General features: G+C 56.9%; 13 protein-coding genes. 5 read left to right on the top strand and 8 right to left on the bottom strand.

Annotated elements, in window-relative coordinates; all coding sequences use genetic code 11:
* Positions 1 to 83: 83 nt before the first annotated feature.
* From ectB to AC0L21_RS35250, 5 genes are all read right to left on the bottom strand, one after another.
* Positions 84 to 1,346, bottom strand: a complete 1,263-nt coding sequence (gene ectB, locus AC0L21_RS35270) for a diaminobutyrate--2-oxoglutarate transaminase (protein ID WP_473266383.1) — start codon at positions 1,344 to 1,346, stop codon at positions 84 to 86.
* 366 nt (positions 1,347 to 1,712) lie between these two features.
* Entirely contained in the window at positions 1,713 to 1,853 is a 141-nt protein-coding gene (locus tag AC0L21_RS35265; RefSeq protein ID WP_231189053.1) for a hypothetical protein, read from the bottom strand.
* Between the two features lie 61 nt (positions 1,854 to 1,914).
* Positions 1,915 to 2,118 (bottom strand): hypothetical protein, encoded by a 204-nt coding sequence (locus tag AC0L21_RS35260; protein WP_231189051.1) that lies wholly within the window; start codon positions 2,116 to 2,118, stop codon positions 1,915 to 1,917.
* A gap of 258 nt (positions 2,119 to 2,376) precedes the next feature.
* Positions 2,377 to 2,766, bottom strand: a complete 390-nt coding sequence (locus AC0L21_RS35255; protein ID WP_007600141.1) for a response regulator transcription factor — start codon at positions 2,764 to 2,766, stop codon at positions 2,377 to 2,379.
* Positions 2,767 to 2,850: 84 nt separating this feature from the next.
* Positions 2,851 to 3,531, bottom strand: coding sequence for a response regulator transcription factor (locus tag AC0L21_RS35250; protein WP_438744205.1), 681 nt, complete (start codon positions 3,529 to 3,531; stop codon positions 2,851 to 2,853).
* Between the two features lie 1,338 nt (positions 3,532 to 4,869).
* Between AC0L21_RS35250 and AC0L21_RS35245 the strand changes: the two genes are divergently transcribed.
* The 4 genes from AC0L21_RS35245 to AC0L21_RS35230 all read left to right on the top strand — a co-directional run bounded on the left by AC0L21_RS35245 (position 4,870) and on the right by AC0L21_RS35230 (position 11,937).
* Positions 4,870 to 5,040 (top strand): hypothetical protein, encoded by a 171-nt coding sequence (locus AC0L21_RS35245; protein WP_473266379.1) that lies wholly within the window; start codon positions 4,870 to 4,872, stop codon positions 5,038 to 5,040.
* Between the two features lie 206 nt (positions 5,041 to 5,246).
* Complete coding sequence (locus AC0L21_RS35240; RefSeq protein ID WP_245286097.1) at positions 5,247 to 5,477, top strand: HipA N-terminal domain-containing protein; 231 nt, start codon at positions 5,247 to 5,249, stop codon at positions 5,475 to 5,477.
* A 126-nt stretch (positions 5,478 to 5,603) separates the two neighbouring features.
* Entirely contained in the window at positions 5,604 to 5,903 is a 300-nt protein-coding gene (locus tag AC0L21_RS35235; RefSeq protein ID WP_246648954.1) for a HipA domain-containing protein, read from the top strand.
* A 469-nt stretch (positions 5,904 to 6,372) separates the two neighbouring features.
* Positions 6,373 to 11,937 (top strand): trifunctional serine/threonine-protein kinase/ATP-binding protein/sensor histidine kinase, encoded by a 5,565-nt coding sequence (locus tag AC0L21_RS35230; protein WP_473266377.1) that lies wholly within the window; start codon positions 6,373 to 6,375, stop codon positions 11,935 to 11,937.
* Between the two features lie 410 nt (positions 11,938 to 12,347).
* On the opposite strand, the gene AC0L21_RS35225 is transcribed toward AC0L21_RS35230, so the two are convergent.
* Both AC0L21_RS35225 and AC0L21_RS35220 read right to left on the bottom strand, forming a co-directional pair.
* Positions 12,348 to 12,974 carry an FMN-binding negative transcriptional regulator gene (locus AC0L21_RS35225; RefSeq protein ID WP_473266375.1) on the bottom strand — a complete coding sequence of 209 codons (627 nt, stop codon included), beginning with the start codon at positions 12,972 to 12,974 and terminating at the stop codon, positions 12,348 to 12,350.
* 993 nt (positions 12,975 to 13,967) lie between these two features.
* Entirely contained in the window at positions 13,968 to 14,393 is a 426-nt protein-coding gene (locus tag AC0L21_RS35220; RefSeq protein ID WP_473266373.1) for a hypothetical protein, read from the bottom strand.
* Between the two features lie 755 nt (positions 14,394 to 15,148).
* Here AC0L21_RS35220 and AC0L21_RS35215 point away from each other — a divergent pair.
* Positions 15,149 to 16,078, top strand: coding sequence for a TauD/TfdA dioxygenase family protein (locus tag AC0L21_RS35215; RefSeq protein ID WP_007600153.1), 930 nt, complete (start codon positions 15,149 to 15,151; stop codon positions 16,076 to 16,078).
* A gap of 732 nt (positions 16,079 to 16,810) precedes the next feature.
* Here AC0L21_RS35215 and AC0L21_RS35210 read toward each other — a convergent pair.
* Entirely contained in the window at positions 16,811 to 18,070 is a 1,260-nt protein-coding gene (locus tag AC0L21_RS35210) for a carbohydrate porin (protein ID WP_473266371.1), read from the bottom strand.
* Positions 18,071 to 18,524: the final 454 nt, after the last annotated feature.

Raw genomic sequence — 18,524 nt, 5'->3', positions numbered from 1 at the left:
GAACGGGTGGCCGCCTTCGATCGGAATGCATGGTCGCGTTCAATCGGAATCTCTGGCCGCAATCCCCGGAATCCGCAGGCAGGTTAGCTTGGTCGGGTCAACTTCAAGGTTTCAGTCAATGACTCCTCGAATATATCGAGCCCCTGTTCCAACGTTTCTTCGGCGATCGTAAGTGCAGGCAGGAACTTGACAACCTGATCCGTCGGTCCGCATCGCTCGATAATCAATCCCTTCACAAATGCTCTCCGTGACGTCGCCTCTGCGATCTCGCTCGTTTTGCAATCGAAGCCGCATACCATGCCGCGTCCACGAACGGCAAACTCGTTTCCGTGCTGATACGCGATAGCATCGAGTCGACGCCGCATAAATGCACCCAAGCGTTGGATCTGTTGCGAGAACGTCTGGTTGCGCCAATACACATCCAATGCCGCCTTGCCAGAAACGAGTGCAAGGTTGTTTCCGCGAAATGTTCCCGTATGCTCGCCTGGTTCCCATGCGTCGATCGCTTCCTTGATCAAGAGCATCGACAATGGCAAGCCGTAACCACTCAGCGATTTCGACATCACGACAATGTCTGGCGACAACGCAGCGAACTCGAAGCTGAAGAACTCACCTGTGCGACCACAGCCCATTTGGATATCGTCAACTATGAAAATAGCTCCGACTTCTTTTGCCAAAGCCTGCAATGACTGCAGCCATTCCTTGCCGGCGACGTTAATGCCTCCCTCTCCTTGCACGGTTTCGACGAGAATGGCGGCTGGAAGATCAGTACCACTGCTCTCGTCCATTAACACCTTTCGAACGTAATCCGCCGGACTGTACGAGGAGCCAAGATACCCATCATAGGGCATGAAAGTTGTGCCGGATAAGGGAATCCCGCTGGCTTTACGGTAAAAGCGGTTACCGCTCGCGGCTGTGGCTCCCAAGCTTTGGCCGTGATATCCGTTCGTGAAAGAAATGACGTTGTGACGCCCTGTGATTTTACGCGAGAGCTTTAGAGCTGCTTCAACGGCGTTAGCTCCTGTAGGCCCGGTGAATTGAAAGCGGTAGGAAAGATTCCGTTCCCGAAGAATAACAGAGCTAAAGGTCTCCATGAATTCGACTTTTGCTGGAGTGGCCATGTCCAAGCCGTGGACGACCCCGTCCGACTCCAGATAGTCGCTGATTGCTGCTTTGATCTGCTGATTGTTGTGGCCATAGTTTAGCGTTCCAGCGCCAGACAGAAAGTCTATGACCTTTCGGCCGCCCTCTGTGAACATAATTGAACCGCGCGCCCCATTGAAGACAGCAGGAAAGGAACGTGAGTACGCACGCACATTGGACTCTAGCGTTTCAATTGTCTTCATTCGGCTCCCCTGTGTACTCCAACCATGCGGTCGTCGCGTCGACCAGACAATCTGCCCGATGAAACAACGCGGGCCAACATCGTGCAGGACTGGCAGGCCGTGACCGCGGGTTCCGCGCCTCTCGGCATCGTTTGGGTTGCACGTAGCGCATCTAAAAATCAGCTCCAACGGGTTACCTGAGAACCAGGCGGAACAAAGCTACCATCTCTAGTAGCTTCGTCCCCATCCAGCGACGGCCCCCGTGTTAAGTCATCTTTCGCGAACAGGTTTACCTAGCCGCGCGGGAAGACGTTGCGCATGCGTGCGGTACCTTGCGTCAGGATACCGCGAGCCGGAAGCGACATGCTCAGGCCACGGTCTCAGGGACTAGAAGGACACGCCCGCCGCCCGACCGGTTTTGGCCTTGCGCTTGGTCGACACAATCGCCGGGCAGTCGTCGGCATGGATGGATTCGGCAGCAAAGGCATGGCTTGAGATCGAATCTGCCAGCGGCACTTGTGTTGCCATTCCAACGGATGCGTAGGCTTCCGGTGCTTCAGTCCGAAGAGTTGCTGGGATCGAACCGAATTTAGCGGATCTGGCGGTGCAAACCGTTCGATCCGCCAACATTCGATCTGCCAACATACGTCTTTGCGGCTTCTCGGAATTCCGCAGCGAACGTCTTGACAAACTCCGTGATGTTGGCCGCGATCGCCGCCTCCTCTTCCCCCAAACTCGGCGGCCGGATCCGTGGCACTTTCGCGCCGAACTCAGCAATGGTTGTCGCACTCAAGATCGCGCGCTCCTGCGTTAACGCGACGAGCGCTTCGGCCTCGTCGGATTACGCGATCATACGGGAGGCATGTTGTCAGGGGCCCGGACTAGCAAGTGCTTCAACCAGACGTCGAAAGTGCGACAACAGCGACAGGAGTGCGGCTACATCAAAAGGTGATGGTCGCCACTGGCGCGGGGTAAGCACGAGCAATCGCGCGTTGATCGACATCGTGAGCGCCGCGCGGGCGCGGCTTGGTCCAGATTGCTTGCCCCGCTTTCAGGCGTTTGTTCCGGGACGGTGCTCGCGGAGTACTTCATCGACGCAGGCCATCAACTCCAGAGCGGGAAACGGTTTAGCGAAAAAGCCGGTCACGCCGGCGCTCAAAGCGCGGGCTCGCGTGCGATCATCCGCGAAGGCAGTAATCAAAATGAATGGCGCAGCGTGGCCTTGGGCCCGCATCTGTTCTAAAAGTTCAAAGCCGCTCATCGTGGGCATCTGCACGTCTGCAATTACACAGGACGTGCTGTTCAATTGAGACGACTCCAGGAATTCCTCGGCCGAAGCAAACGTATGAACGATGTGGCCCTGTGATTTCAAGAGGTTGTTCAGCGCGACACGAATTGAAGGATCATCGTCGACAACGGAAATAGTGTTAGACAAGACCACCCGTCCTGGTTGGGCGAAGGCACTGGCCGAAGCATGGCGGCCAGCCGAAGGGTGCGCGTGTACGAAGAAATTGTAAAATCATACTTAGGTTTGTACTCTGAAACGGTCGGTCCCAATTCCCAGCCTCTCCGCCATTCTAATCAAATCGGCTAGTGATCGAGCACCCATCTTCTTCATCACGTGCCCCCGGTAGATTTTGACTGTAATCTCGGCAAGCCCGAGTTCCGCGGCTACCTGTTTGTTCAAGAGGCCCGTGGCGACCAGTCTCAAGACATCCTGCTCTCGTGGACTTAGAGCCTCGAACAAGGACTGCAGCTTCGTGACAACCTTGTCTATAGCTCGTCTCTTGCGATCCTGTTCGATCGCTGCGACCACTCCATCGAGCAGTTCCTGATCGCGAAACGGCTTGCCGAGAAAATCGATTGCTCCATTCTTCATCGCTTTGACGGTCATCGGAATATCGCCATGAGCGGTGATGAAAATAATGGGAATGTGAACCTTCAGTTTGGCTAATTCAATCTGGAGCTCCAGCCCGCTCAAGCCCGGCAGTCTGATATCAAGCACAAGGCAGCTGGGAACATCAGGAAGCTCGCTCTGGAGCAGTTCTTGGGCCGATCCGAAAGCAACAACGTCTAGACCGATCGAACGAAACAGGTTGACGAGCGATTCGCGCATTGAGAGGTCGTCGTCGACGACCAACACGCTCGGTCTCTCCGGCCCTTCGACAGTTGCGGCTTGCTTCCGCGGTTCAGAGCGCTTGGTCACGATAAAAGCCTCACTTCTGCAATCGTGGTAGAAGTTCCGTGGAGCCACGACCAAAGGTTGCTCGTGGCGGCCTTCTCAGGAGCTTTCGCGCAGTGCAAATCTCTGAGATCTTCCAGGTATGCGAACGGCCAGCCGTTTGCGTGCGTAAGACATTATCACGAAAGTCTAGCAAAAAGGGCCCGAGTGGTCGAGAACTGGATTGCGTCTGTCCGCCGTCCCGTTGGAACGGCCCGGCGGCATTGATCAAATCAATCAGCAGCCAAGTTGAGGCGCTCGCTCTAGCTGGCGGCGGATGCCGCTTGGCATCCCCGTTCAGGCGCATGAGGCGTCGGCGGACTCTCGTTAAGCGGCCGGATCAAAATGCCCGCCGCCTGGGTAGCTGCACGCGGGGGCGCGAGCTGAGCGAATTGGGGCCAATGTGCCTGTGCATGCGCCGATCCCGCCGGCGTTGTTGAGATCGGCATGAGGCGTAGACTATCGCACCCGCAGTAAAGAAAATGGACATCAGAACGAGTAGCAGCGGCATCAGCACATAAATTCTTTTTTTGCGTCGTCAGAGCGCCTGTGAGTTGTGTCTTTAGCGAGCTTGGGAAAGCACCTTGCATCGGTTTCGTACAACCTGACGCATGGTGCGATTCAAGTCCTTTCGGTCGTGCTTTGTAGGAAATGTAATCATCTCGAGCTGCGGGGGCGCCCACGTTCGTGCGTCCTGCCGATTGCTTCGCTGCTCGTATCCGAGGATGATGTGTGTAATTCAAATGGAGAGGGCGCATTCGCGGGATTGGCGGGCACCATAGGTGCGTATCGAGCACGCTGATTCGAAGCTTAGCTCCTCAATGCCGCAGTATAGGGCTGAAACTGGCTCGAGCGGTCCGCTTGGAGCAGCCGCCAACCGCCCACTAGCTCATCAATCTTCCGACGCAACTCATTAAGGCGGCCCGGCGCACTCCTTTGAGAAGAAGTGTGCCGGGTTCGCCCCACATCGCCAGTACATCCGTGGTGATGGTGTCCCAGATGATGTGACCCGCGTGGCAAAACTGAGACTCGTTTAGCAGCCAAAGTAGATGGTGACTCCCTGCTACTTCACACAGACGGGAAAGGCTTGAATCGTACGTAGGGTCACGTTGTACATGTCTTGTAGATTGATCGAGTTAGCATCTCTCGAGCCGACTAGGTGGAGTTCGTAGTTGGCAAGTTAGATCTGTCGCAGCGCGACTGGGACGAGAAGGCGTTCCGCTGTTCTCCAGTGGCTGGGATCTCCAGTCAGAGGGCTTCGGAAGCTTCATGCGGTGTTTGGAGTCGTCCGTTGGCCTGCGTCCTGGCCCCGGGTGGTCGAGCGTGAACGAGATCGTCTTAACGACCCACTGTCATGCTGACATTACGGGGTTGTTCGCCAATCCAAGGCTGGTGGCCGGCCTTGGTCAGGGCAAGGAACACGTCGTTCAGGATCGCAGCCGTCTCCGTTCGAAAGGGCTATCGAAGAAGGGCTCGCTGGAACCCAGCTTGTAAGGAGCGTCGCTGGGTTTTAGGCAGCGCACCCATCTTCGTCGGGGAGATGACGGATCAAAGTATGTGCCGATCCGAGATTGCCCACAAAGCGAACCTTGTGCTCTCCTCATCCGAAGCCGGTGAACGCCCATTGCAGAACACCATTCGTCGGCGCAATCGACTTTCAGTATGATCCGTCCTGGCTTGCCTGGGAGCATGCGCTGCCCGTGTCGCTATTTCTGCTCTGCGTGAGGGACCGCTATATCGGCGCCGCTGTCGTCGCCGTTTCCGACAATCTCCTGCCCGACAGCATGCCCATCCGCCATCGTATGGCGGAGCGAGTCCACGCTCAGGGCATCGACGCTTACGACCTACTCACTGGTGTCGGACGGGACTGCGTCGGCCCATTGCAATTCCTGCCGGACGGCATCGAACCCGGGCGCTGCCGCGGCTGTTGACGGCAGACCCGTTGACGACGAGAATCGCCCGGCTTCTCGGCGACCTTTGCATCGGCTCTCCTTGAGCTTGGTGAGGACGAGGACTTTCGGATCTCGATCGCCGGCGCCCAGGAAAAGACCGCGCTCTTGTTCTGGAAAGGGCGTTGGTACAAGCCGCTGGCGACTACAGCCACGACGCACATTCTCAAACCGCGGATTGACCGACTACCGAACGGCCTCAATCTTTCCTACAGCGTCGAGAATGAGTTCTTCTGCCAGCTGACAGCAGCTCTCGGACTTCCGAGCGCCGCCATCGCGATCGAGGAGTTTGAAGGCAACCGTGTGCTCGTGGTTGAGAGGTTCGATCGCCGCTGGACCGGCGACAACCGTCCCCTACATTTGCCTCAAGAGGATTGCTGCCAGGCTTTGTCCGTGCCGCCGCCTTGAAATACGAATGAGAGGGCGGCCCCGTATTCCAGCTATCTTTAACCTTTTCGTGGCAACCCAGCGGCACCACGCAGTTTCGGCGCTCCAGCCGGGCGAGTTGTTCCTCTTCAAAGTAGACGTGCCAAACAACTTCATTGTTAGTGGCGGCATTTTCGGCCACACGTCAATCGAGCCGCTGTCCTTGGCGTGGGAAGCCTTCGGATTGAGTCGCTCTATCGCGAAGGACTCCTTCCGCGCCGGCGCGCTGCGTAGTCCGGAGCCGCCGCCCGGGCTCGAGCTGCGCGCAGGGCTGCGCTCGATCGACACGATCGGGCTCTAACATACAGCTTGCGTCCGTTATATTGTGCTTGCTGCGGGCTCTCTTTGGCGGCCATGATCCGGACCCTGCAGCGAATTTTGTGAAGTTCCTTCACAATGGCGCCTCTTATGTGTCAGATTTGGCGCGCGTCTTCTTAGTCTGGTCAGGCAAATGCCGCGCGCCCCTCCCAGCCGAAATGTGTTCGGCTCAAATCTCGACAACGACATCCAGCCCCTGTGGAGGGACGGAGGTCGTGTGTTCTGCCGTGCGTGGCGGCAAATCAACGGCAGCAAGGCTGTCGTGCTTCTCGTGCGGCCCACCGGGGAACACCCCGCCACGATCGAGTGCCTCGCCCACGAGTATGAGCTGAGAGAGGAGCTAGATGAGGCATGGGCGGTGCGGCCTCTGGAACTCATCCGGGAAGCTGGTCGTACCATGCTGGTCCTGGAGGATCCATGCGGCGAGCCGCTGCTAAACTTAGTTGGAGTCGGCATGGAGCCTCAGCGCTTCCTGCGCCTTGCTATTGGTGTCACGAGGTCCGTGGGCAAGCTCCACCGCCGCGGCTTAATCCACAAGGACCTGAAACCCGGTCACATTCTGGTCAATTGTCCTGACGAACAAGTGCGACTCACCGGATTCGGGCTGGCGTCCCGGCTTTCCCGCGAGCGGGTGCCGCTTGAGCCTGCCGAGTTCATCGCCGGCTCGCTGCCCTACATGGCGCCCGAGCAGACCGGACGAATGAATCGCTCGGTCGACTCTCGCAGTGATCTCTATTCACTTGGGGTGATATTCTACCAGATGCTGACCGGCGCGCTGCCGTTCACGGGCTCAGACCCGTTGGAGTGGATTCATTGTCATATTGCAAGAAAAGCAACACCGCCCCTCGAGAAATCGCAAAATGTCCCGGAGCCAATCTCTCAAATTGCGATGAAACTCCTCGCGAAAACCGCCGAGGAACGCTACCAGACTGCCGCTGGCCTTGAACACGATCTGCAACACTGTCTGGCAGCATGGGCCAACCATGGTCGCATCGAGCCTTTTGAACTTGGCGCAGACGACACACCTGATCGGTTGATCGTCCCCGAGAAGCTCTATGGGAGAGCCCGCGAGATCGAGACCTTGCTTGGCTCTTTCGATCGAGCGGTGAAGAGCGGCGCGCCGAGGTTGGTGCTGGTTGCCGGTTATTCCGGCATCGGTAAGTCTTCGCTCGTCCAGGAGCTACACAAAGTACTCGTGCCCTATCGCGGGCTCTTGGCATCAGGCAAATTCGACCAAGTGAAGCGCGATGTGCCATATGCGACACTAGTGCAGACCTTTCAGAGCCTTGTGCGTCCTCTTCTCAGCAAAAGTGAGGGCGAACTCGCGACTTGGCGGCAGGCGTTCCGGGAGGCGCTCGGTGGGAATGGACGGCTGATGGTCGAATTGATCCCCGATTTGAGCCTTGTTATCGGCGAGCAGCCCGCGGTTGCTGAGCTTCCAGCCCGCCAAGCGCAAATCCGTTTCCAGCTCGTGTTTCGTCGCTTTATTGGCGTGTTCGCCCGGCGAACCCATCCATTGGTGCTCTTCCTCGATGATTTGCAGTGGTATGACGCCGCAACACTCGACCTGATCGAGGATCTGCTGACCCAGCCGGATCTGCACCTGCTGCTTATTGGAGCTTACCGCAGCAACGAAGTTGATGCAGATCATCCGCTCAAACGCAAGCTCGAGTCCATCGGGAGAGCCGGCCTAAATCTACAGGAGATCACGCTATCGCCGCTCAGCGCAGACGACGTCGGGCAGTTGGTCGCGCATACCCTTCGCTGCGGACCAAAACGCGCTGCCCCGCTTGCGAAGTTGGTGCATCAGAAGACGATGGGCAATCCGTTCTTCGCCGTTCAATTCTTGTCTGACCTAGCCGGAGAGCAGCTGTTGACGTTCGATCACGTGTCGGCGCGCTGGCGTTGGGATCTGCAGCGAATTCACGCAAAAGCGTACACCGAGAACGTCGTCGATCTGATGCTCGGCAAGCTCATCCGGCTGCCCAAGGAAACGCAGGAAGCGCTGCAACAGCTGGCCTGTTTCGGCAACATCGCCGGGACGGCGGAGCTTGCGATTGTGCTCGAAATTCCAGAGGAGCAAGTGCACGCGACCGTGTGGCCGGCAATCCGGCAGGAACTGATCGTGCGGCATGGGACAGCCTACCGCTTTGTCCACGATCGCGTTCAAGAGGCGGCCTACTTGCTGATGCCGGAATCCTCGCGCGCTCCTTCCCATCTGCGGATCGGTCGGATGCTCGCGGCACACATCCCTGCGCACAAACGCGAAGATGCCATCTTCGACATTGTCAGTCAGCTCAATCGAGGCGTCGCGCTCATCGCTTCCGGTCAGGAGCGAGAGCAGCTCGCCGAGTTGAACTTGATCGCAGGGCAGCGTGCCAAGGCCTCGGCGGCCTACGCCTCGGCGCTAGCATATTTCACCGTCGGTGCTGCGCTGCTCGCGCCCAATTTTTGGCAAAGGCGCCGCGAGCTCGCGTTCGCACTCGAGACCAGCCGGGCCGAATGCGAATTCTTGGTAGGCCAGCTGGAGATTGCAGAGCGTCTCTTGTCCGCACTGTCGAAGCGAGCTTTGAACGGGCCACAACGAGCAACGGTCGCATGTTTGCGGGTCGATATTTACTTGACGCTGGGTCAGCACGGCCGGGCAGTGCTCATAGGTCTCGAATATCTTCGCGACGTCGGGATCGAGTGGTCGCAGCGTCCGACGGACCATGAAATGCTGGCCGAATATCAGCGGATGTGGTCACAGCTGCCCGACGCAATCGAGGATCTTGCTGGTTTGCCTCGAATGACAGACCAGGCCAATCTTGCCACGCTCGCCGTGTTGACGCGGATTCTTCCGGCTGCAGGTTTCACAGACGCCAATTTATCCGCTTTAGTGATCTGCCGAGCGGTCAGCATCAGCCTCGAATACGGCAACACTGATGCTTCCTGCGCCCATTACGCATGGTTAGGCCGAATCTCGGCCGGACGCTTCGGTGACTACCAAGCGGCCGATAAATTTGGTCGTCTTGCTTGCGATCTGGCTGATCGCGGCGAGTTCTCTCGTTTTCGGGCTCACGTCTATTTGGCCGTCGGAGCCACCGTGATCCCGTGGACGAAGCCGCTTAGAGACGGCCGAGTTTTGATCCGGCGAGCCCTCGAAGCCGCGGTCAGTAGCGGTGATGTCATCTATGAGGCGTACAGTTCGGTCCATCTAACCGGAAGTATGATGATGGCCGGAGATCACCTGAAAGAGGTACAGAACGAGTTAGAGAAAAGCGCTGCTACGATCCGGAACAGAAAGGTACAATTTGCTGCTGAGGCGGTAGCCGCTCAGCTCGCAATCGTCAGAACCATGCGCGGCCTCACGCGCTCGCTCGGTTGCTTCGACGACCAACAATTTGACGAGCTAGACGTTGAACGATCGTTGGCAGGAAGTCCGGAGTCACCTAGCGAAACCGTTTACTGGATCCGCAAACTTCAGGCGCGCTTCCTATCCGGCGATTATGCTGCGGCTGTTGAGGCTCGCTCGAAGGCCGAGCCCAAACTATGGACCATACCAACAGAGCCCTTGACCGCGGAGTTTCACTTTTATGGTGCGCTGTCTCACTCGTGTTATTGCGACAGGCTGGGCGAAGGCGAACAACAGCCACACCGAGATGTCATTGATGCTCATTACAGGCAACTGCAGACATGGGCGACGAATTGCCCCGACAACTTCGAGAATCGGGCTGCCTTGGTCGGCGCTGAAATTGCGAGGTTAGAATGCCGGGATGCAGACGCAATGCGACTGTACGAACACTCAATCCAAACCGCAGGACGTAACGGTTTCCCCCACCACGAGGGGATCGCTTGTGAACTTGCAGCGCGCTTTTATGCTGCACGCGGTTTTGCCAGGATCTCCCGGGTTTACCTGCAGGACGCGCGGCGCGGCTACCTTCGTTGGGGAGCGGATGGTAAGGTGCGTCAACTCGAGGAGCTGCATCCGCATCTCATGCATCAGGAGCCCCCGCTTGCCGTGAATGGCATGACGATCGGAGCTCCGGTTGAGCAACTTGATCTGGCGACGGTGATCAAAGTGTCGCAGGCGATTTCCGGCGAGATTGTGCTTCAGAAGCTAATTGACAAGCTTATGCGGACTACCATTGAGCAGGCCGGCGCCGAAAGAGGTGTGTTGATTCTGCTGCATGGCGACGAGCCACGGATCGAAGCGGAAGGCAAAACGGTAGCAGATGCGCTCGTTATAAAGGTGGATGAACAGCCCGTAACTCCGATGGCTCTTCCCGAATCCGTGCTGCATTTCGTGCTACGTGTCCGCGAAAACGTGGTTCTCGAAGACGCTGTCGTCCAGCCTTCATTTGCCGAAGATCCTTATATCCGCGAGCGCAAAGCGCGTTCTATTCTTTGCCTGCCACTCATCACGCAGGGCAAGCTGATCGGCGTACTTTATCTGGAGAATAATCTCGCCCCGCGCATATTCTCGGCTGCCCGAACATCAATGCAGAAAATGCTTGCCTCTCAAGCTGCAACAGCGCTCGAAAACAGCCGGTTGTACAGCGAAGTTCAGCAACGGGAGGCGAAAATCCGGCGCTTGCTCGACGCTAACATCATCGGAATCTTTATCATTCGCGAAGGGGGCGAGATCATCGAAGCAAATCAAGCCTTCCTCACGATGGTTGGATACGAGCAAGAAGATCTCCTCGCAGGCCGAGTGAACGGTCTCGATCTGACGCCTCCGGAATGGCACGAGCGCACAATGGATGCTCACACAGAAGCAAAAAGGACCGGAGCTGTTCAGCAGTTCGAGAAAGAGTATGTTCGGAAGGATGGCAGTCGCGTGCCAGTGCTGATTGGCCTCGCCGTGTTCGATGCGCGAGAGGACCAAGGTGTTGGCTTCGTCCTGGACCTGACAGAACGAAAGAGAGCGGAAGCGGAGGCCCGCGAAAGCGAACGGCGCTATCGCGAGACTCTGATGGGCCTTGCACATGCCAATCGGATCACGACAATGGGACATCTGGCCGCCTCGATCGCGCATGAGGTGAACCAGCCGATTGCCGCGATCAGCAGTAATGCGGGCGCGGGGCTAAATTGGCTCGGTGCTCAACCGCCAAATCTGGAAGAGGTTCGGCAGACCTTCGGTTTGATTGTTCGTGACAGTATGCGCGCAGGAAACGTGATCCGTCGGATCCGCGCTCTTATGAACAAAGCGCCCATGCAAACCGAGCTTCTTGCAATTGACGAATTGATCTTAGAGGTGTTGGCCCTAGTCCGCGCGGAACTTACAGAAAATGACGTGTGGGTGCAAACCCGAAGGCCTGAGGCTTTGCCGCTCGTTCGGGCAGATCGCGTTCAGGTACGGCAGGTGATTCTCAATCTGATCACGAATGCCATCGAGGCTATGAGCGAGATCAACGAAGGCGAACGCGAATTACTGATCACGACGCGCACAGATGGCTCGAATAATGTATTGGTCAGCTTTCGGGATACAGGTCCAGGACTCCATCCAAACAGCGCAGACCGTATGTTCGAGGCGTTCTACACCACCAAGTCAGAAGGCATGGGCATGGGGCTGGCCATTTGCCATTCCATTATTGAGGCGCATGGGGGCCGGATCTGGGCGGGCGCCAATGATCCTCACGGGGCCTTCTTTCAGTTCAGCATACCCGTTGCGCCGGAGGGCGTCGAGCAGGCGAAACAGGTCTCTTGGACGTCTTAGGCCGAATTCGAGGTCGAGCAGGTGGTCCGGGAGCCCCGATCATTGTGACAGAAGTGAGCTGCGCGACCTTGCAAATGTGAGACATTCGCGTTTCTTGCTGCCCGTCGGGAGTGTGCGCTACCGCAGATTGTCGTGAAGTGTCAGAGAGTCTGCAATCTGACCGCAATGTCAGATTCCAGACGCTTGGAGGGCTCCTTGCAAATCTCTTGAGACTTGCACGCCATAAAAGCTGGAGTTGGCCTAGCGGCTTGGGCGTTCGCGGTGCCGCTCGCGGACGCCGCGCGTTCCTGTGCTGTGTAAAGCACCTGCCGCGAGCAGAAACCCGCCGCCCGCGCGTGGTTGTGCAGAAGGACAGCAGTCGAGGAAGTCCACGTGACACCGGTTCGTTTACCATACCTCGCTCGGGTTCGTCATCCTTTCGGAATGAGGTGAGCCGCACGACGGTCTTCCTCACGGTTGCTCTTGGATAAGCCCTCGATGACGCCGGCGCGATCCGCGGCATTGCGGTTCTGGCTCATCTTCCGTGAGCCATCTAGCCGTGTAATTTGCAATCGCAGGCCGATAATCCCCTCGAGCTCCGCTTTGATGAAATCGGCAGGTGCGTCCGAGACCGCCCAGCGGTCTTTGCTTGAGCGCTCATGTACATCGGTCAGCCGCGTGACTACCTCGCGGAGCCGATCGGAATCCTCGAAGAACTCAACTTGTCCGTAGGCATGCACAGCGACATAGTTCCACGTTGGTACGGCCTCGCCTCTCTCGTGCTTGGTCACGTACCATGAAGGGCTGATATAGGCCTCCGCCCCAGCGAAAATTGCCATCGCCTCTCCGGTTGGTGTCAGCTTCCACTGCGGATTAGCACGCGACACGTGCGCGTAAATCGTGCCCATCGAGCCTGCGCTCTCGTCGAGTACTACGGGCAGCAACGTTCCAACAAGCCCCTCGTGAGTGGCGGTGACCAGTGTCGCTGTCCGTGCCTCGCGCATTGTTTGTTGAAGGCCGGCGATATCGAGAACTTGGAAGCAGGACGGCGTGTACATCAGTGAAGCTCCCAGACAGCCCGACGGAAGCCGGGCGTCTCATGATTTGAACTGCGGTACGCCTCATTCGGGATCACAGGAACAGCCAGGTTTGATAGTTGCATTCCAGGGCCTTAGGGCAGCTAGCCCATCAAGCGTCGAAGGCGCAAATCAAAGAGCGCGGTTGCAAGCTGGTCCCGCCGTTGCCTTCGAGCCGTGCGCGTTACGGTGAAACGTGGGATAAGATGTTGCTTTCATTCTGACCGCGTTCTCGAAGCATCGACCGCTGTTTTCATCAGTCGTGAGCCGCTCAATGGCTACCCAGGTCGATTCCATCTGGCACGGTGCCTGCGGCTGCACACCTCGACCGTTGTTTAGCATGCTTCCGATGTTACCAGCCTGCCTTATTGACGACGATCTAATGGCGTTAACGCCGCATGCTGATGGCCCCGTCTAGTTCAGCATTTCGGCTCGAAAATTCAGGTTGTCGTGGGGAATTGCGGAGGTAAGAGAGAGCATCATATGCCTATGAAACACACGATGGAGCACATCAAGCGTTCGTTGCGCGTGCTCTGCGGACTTGCTGCCGTCCTCGGCGTCTCGTCCCTCCTCGGACCGAACGATGTGCGATCGGAGGCCATCATGGGCTTTGGCTCTGCAGCGACGGGCGGGCTGGGAGGCGAGATAGTTCAAGTCAGATCAACCAGGCTCTGAATTATGAGTTATGTCGGTGGTACAGCTTCGGCCAGTGCAATGACGATAGTTCGCGCGAGATCCAGGTAATCGGAACCATAGACTTTACCGGTACGGAGGGGCGAGGCGAAGGGCAGGGGTCCCAATACGGCCGTGCCTGTTCGGCACCTTACAAGCGTGAGTCCCTTCTTCTTATCGATGGAAACGACGCGCATTGCGATGGCAAGGAGAAGACGTCGGTCGCATTCGACAGGGCCGGCAAGCGCCCGCTGGAAATTGGCTCAAACAAAACGGTGATCGGCATTGGCTCGGCCGCTACAATCAAAGTGAAGGGGTGGGGTCAGCAACGTCGTTATTCGCAACCTGACCATCAGTGATATCAATGAAGGCGTGATATTTGCCGGTGATGCTATTGCAATTGCACGAGCCGACCTGGTGTGGATCGATCACAACCGATTTCACAATATCGGGCGTCAAATGATTGTCGGCCGCTTTTTCCCCACGACGAATATTACGCTTTCCTGGAACGACTTCGATGGCAGCGATGTCTATTCCTCCTATTCTAACGGGAAACACTATTGGAACCTCCTGTTTCTTGGTGTCCCGGAGACGATCACTATCGCAAATAACTATTTTCATGAGATCTCGGGGCGGGCGCCGCACATTGACGGTGCGCAGGCCATTATCCATCTCGTTAACAATTACTTCCACAACACGAATGCGCAACACAGCTGCGGAGTTTTCCATGCAGTGGTTGCTGGATCATCTGTGCAAGCACTCGTCGAGGGTAATTACTTCGACAACATTGAAACACCTATAACGACCGGTAGTGGACATATCTTTGCCGTCTTAGGCAAAGCCACCGGGACAATGCCGAGCATCTGCCTCACCGCCCTCGGACGTCGGTGCATCGAGAACATCGCGATCCCAGTGCCGCGGGTCAATGGCTTTCGCCTGGATGAAACCGTAGTTCAATCGTTTGGGTCTCTTCCAAGGTCATCTATTCCTCTTCCATTTCCAGCGGATGAAGCCGGTAGTGATCGCGGCCAGGGCAGGTCCCGGACACCTTCAGAGCCGGTGATGGCTCGTTCGCAGACGCGGCCCGTATTTGGCCGATTGCTGCAGTTGGGCAGGTGCCATACTGGACGAGAACGGCACGCACGGCTCGCTGCTCAAAGTTGCACGAAGGCCGTATGGCGCGTTTCTGTTCGGGTACCGAGCGGTACAATTCCTCTCCGTGTTGCGTGCCTTTCGCCCCGGACCGGGGCGCTAGCCTCAGAGTTTTCACCTCTGGTGTATTTGCGGGTTCGGATTGCAAGAGGATTGGAGGTGCCATCGAACTCCTGGCAAGCTGTTCGGATCATCAACCTGACGTTCACAGCTCGTGTCCGACTGGCATGGTGCTTGCTCAAGAGTACCCGCAGCGCGAGGTTCGTCATCGAAAGCGAGTGAGATGCACCCTCGTCTGCTTGAACAATCCGCAAAACTTGGAAAAAATTGCAATGAAAGAAACGGCTTCGACCGAGCGTGTCATTCCAGCGACCGACATCGTCAAGCGCGCCGCGCGCATCGGTGTTGAAATCAGAGATATCAAACTTTCGGGTGATTTGCCGAGCCAAACCGTCGCTGCAATCAATAGCCTGCTGCTCGAACATAAAGTGATCTTCTTCCGCGATCAGCGGCATCTTGATGACGCGGAGCAGGAGCGCTTTGCCGCTTGTTTGGGAAAGCTGGTGCCGCATCCCACACTCGGTACGATCAATGGAACGACCTCGATCCTCGAGCTTGATTCCGCGCGTGGAGGTAGCCGAGCCGATGTATGGCACACCGATGGAACCTTTCTAGCGGCTTATCCCAAAGCTGCGGTGCTGCGAGCTATTGTGATCCCATCGTCCGGCGGCGATACGATTTGGTCGAATGCTGTGGCGGCCTACCTTGATCTGCCGCGGCCGCTCCAACGGCTTGCCGACGAACTCTGGACCGTTCACAGCAACGCCTTCGACTACGCCGGGACCTGCCGTGTTCGCGACATCGATCAGAAGCATTTTGATGAGGTCTTTACCAAAACAATCTATGAGACGGAGCATCCGGTGGTCCGTGTACATCCCGAGACCGGCGAGCGCGCGCTGGTGCTCGGCGATCTGGTGCAAAGGTTTATTGATATCCCAAAACGCGACAGCCAGAAGCTGTTTCAACTATTCCAGTCCTATATCACGGCGCCCGAAAATACCGTGCGCTGGACCTGGAAAGAAGGCGATGTCGCGATTTGGGACAATCGCGCAACACAGCATTATGCCCTTAACGATTACGGTGACCAGCATCGCGTCGTTCATCGTGCCACACTCGATGGTGACGCGCCCGTCAGTGTCGATGGTCGATGCAGTGTGACGCGCCTCAAGATGACGAAGCACCCGTCCACGAAAGTTGCCTAGCAGTGCGCGGCAAATTCACATAATTGCACTGGCCTTGTCGCATGTTCGCGCGAATAGATGTTTGCGAAGAGAAGTTAAGCCGAGCAGAACGCCACGCGCAATTGGATGGGAGGAGCTAACGCGCGCGCAGACCCGGGAGGCGACCTACTTGCTGAAGTAAGATGCTCAAGCTCATCTCGTCCGGCCGAAAATGATTCAGCGCCGAGTGGCGCGAGTCATCCGGCCGCGTCCGGTTGACTTTCCCACGGAAGGGGGTGCGTTTCCGCCGACCTTGCGCATCGCCTTTCGGACGACGGCACGACCGTCGGACAGACAGAGCGCGATTGCCGGAGCTGGCTGAATTTTGGCATCTGTGTCGCGGTTCCACTTACCAAGTCTCGTCGCGGGAATCTCCGAGGGCACGATTTCGGCGTTGTCATGGCAGAGTAAGAGCTCGGACGCGAGTCTGACGAGCTGCAGGAGCAGCTAACGTGAAACAATGTCGCTCCGCAAGAGGATACGACTTTTGCGCGATACGGCGCCGTCTATCGCTCGTAGACCGAATCAGCAAAGGCTCCAAGCTACCATTCCCAACAGCAGGCTACCTTAGACATGCCTAAATTCACGCGGTACCCGGCCTCGCGCCAGGAGCACAGAGATAGCAAAACGCCGCGATGACCGGCCCAAGCCGTTGAAAGGGAACGATTGTGATTTCGACTACATGCCGGTGAATTCACGCCCAGTCCTGAGCCCTTAGAAGAATACCGACGTAGATACTAACATATTCAGGGCGTGTCCGGTTTGCGGTGTGTAGGTAATGCTTGTCGGGTGATTGATGTAGGTCAGTCCTACGGTTGTATATATCCCCGGCGCCAGATGCGCCGTGTACAGTCCTGAAATAGCAGTACTGTCACGGTGCGCCAGCTGTTCTTTTGCCAGTGCAGCGTCCACCGCGACATGGCTCCAGATGGTATTGCTGACAACAAGACTCATCTGATCTGTGGGCCGGCTGTCCAATAGGCCCTTCGCATAAAGGCGAATCTCGTAGTATTGACTAGCTCTATTTAGGTCAGGCGGAGCATACATTGCAGAGAGCCCGCCATAGACTCCGCGAGATGCCGACCCGTGGACGGCAGACTGCCAGAATTGCCTGTCCGCACCTACATAGTAGACGCTGTTGGCCTTGGTCGTCGCTTCTGTCGGATGCTGCAGGTCCGTGTAGCGGCTGTTGTTGAAGCCCGCGCCAGCCCGCAGCCAAGTCTCCATTACACCCGGAGTAGGCTTGTTCCTGTAGGAAAGCTCATCAAGCAAAAGAATGCCTGTGTCGCGCGTGCTCCAGTTCAAGCCAGTGGGATTCTCGCTTACATGCGCATATTGTCCTGCTGGACTGACCGAGCGCTGGATTGAGAGCTTGTTATATAGGCGATCATCAAAATTGTACTTCAGATTAAGAGCCGGCGTTGGCGCCCAATTGTTGCTCATGCCAGCTTGGAACAGCATTTTCGATGAGGGTCCGAACACTTTGTCTCCAGCGCCCGCAAACTCATGTTGGTTCCTGAGGTAGCCCACTTTGAGTTCGATCCTTCTGTCGAATAACGTTTGATAGTAAGAAACTGCATTGAGGCCCAGCCGATCTGGCCCAGCGCTCTGCCATGTCCAGTGTTGATGCTCGGCTCCGACCACGATCTGACCATCGGGAATTCCAAGCCGAGCGAGGTCATAAGTAACGATCATAGAGTTGACCGTACTAAATGTCGGATTCTGGCCGACATATTGCTGATTGGCGATGGTGCTTCTGGCGGCATTGCCGAGTTCATTGTCGACAAACGTGTTTAGCGTCCAGCCAGCAAATCCAATCCCGAGATCCGAAAATTGGGATCTGAGAGAAGCTGTATCCTGATCTATCGTGTCCGCAGGACCAGGAGCAGTGAAAGCGCCACCTCTTTCGCGAAGCTTCTCGAATTTTGCGAATGGGTCGATCGGCTTTTCAATTCTGCTCTTGGCCGTCTCCATGGCAACGTCGCGCTTAATTGTGGTCGAAGCTGTTTTTGGCAAGGAGCTCCTAGAAAGGCGCGCTGCTCCCTTGGGCCGCCCGCTTCGGAATGTGATGGCCGGATCCGAAATTGTTCTGCTTGTTGCCTCATCGAGCTCATCGGGGCTGGGGCTTCTTGGGCCAGAGATCTCGCGACTCGGCGCCGCCGAACTGCTGGCGAGACTAGCTATGAGACAAAGGACAATACGACCTCGTGGCTTCGCAGTTGGTCCAGACATGAAAGCAACGACGCCAGCCAGGTATGCTTGCGTGGATAGCGGCGTTATAACGCAACGATGCAGGGTGAGTTTCGCGCTCATCGATTTGAATAAAGTGCACTTCCACCTGACGGCCTTAGAGCGGATGTCAAATCTTGTCCCTCAATGTGGTGGGAGACGCTTGACACCAGGCGGCCTCTCTATGTCAACGAGACCC

This window comes from Bradyrhizobium sp. WSM4873 (assembly GCF_055811355.1).
This window is presented reverse-complemented; position numbering and strand designations above follow the sequence as displayed.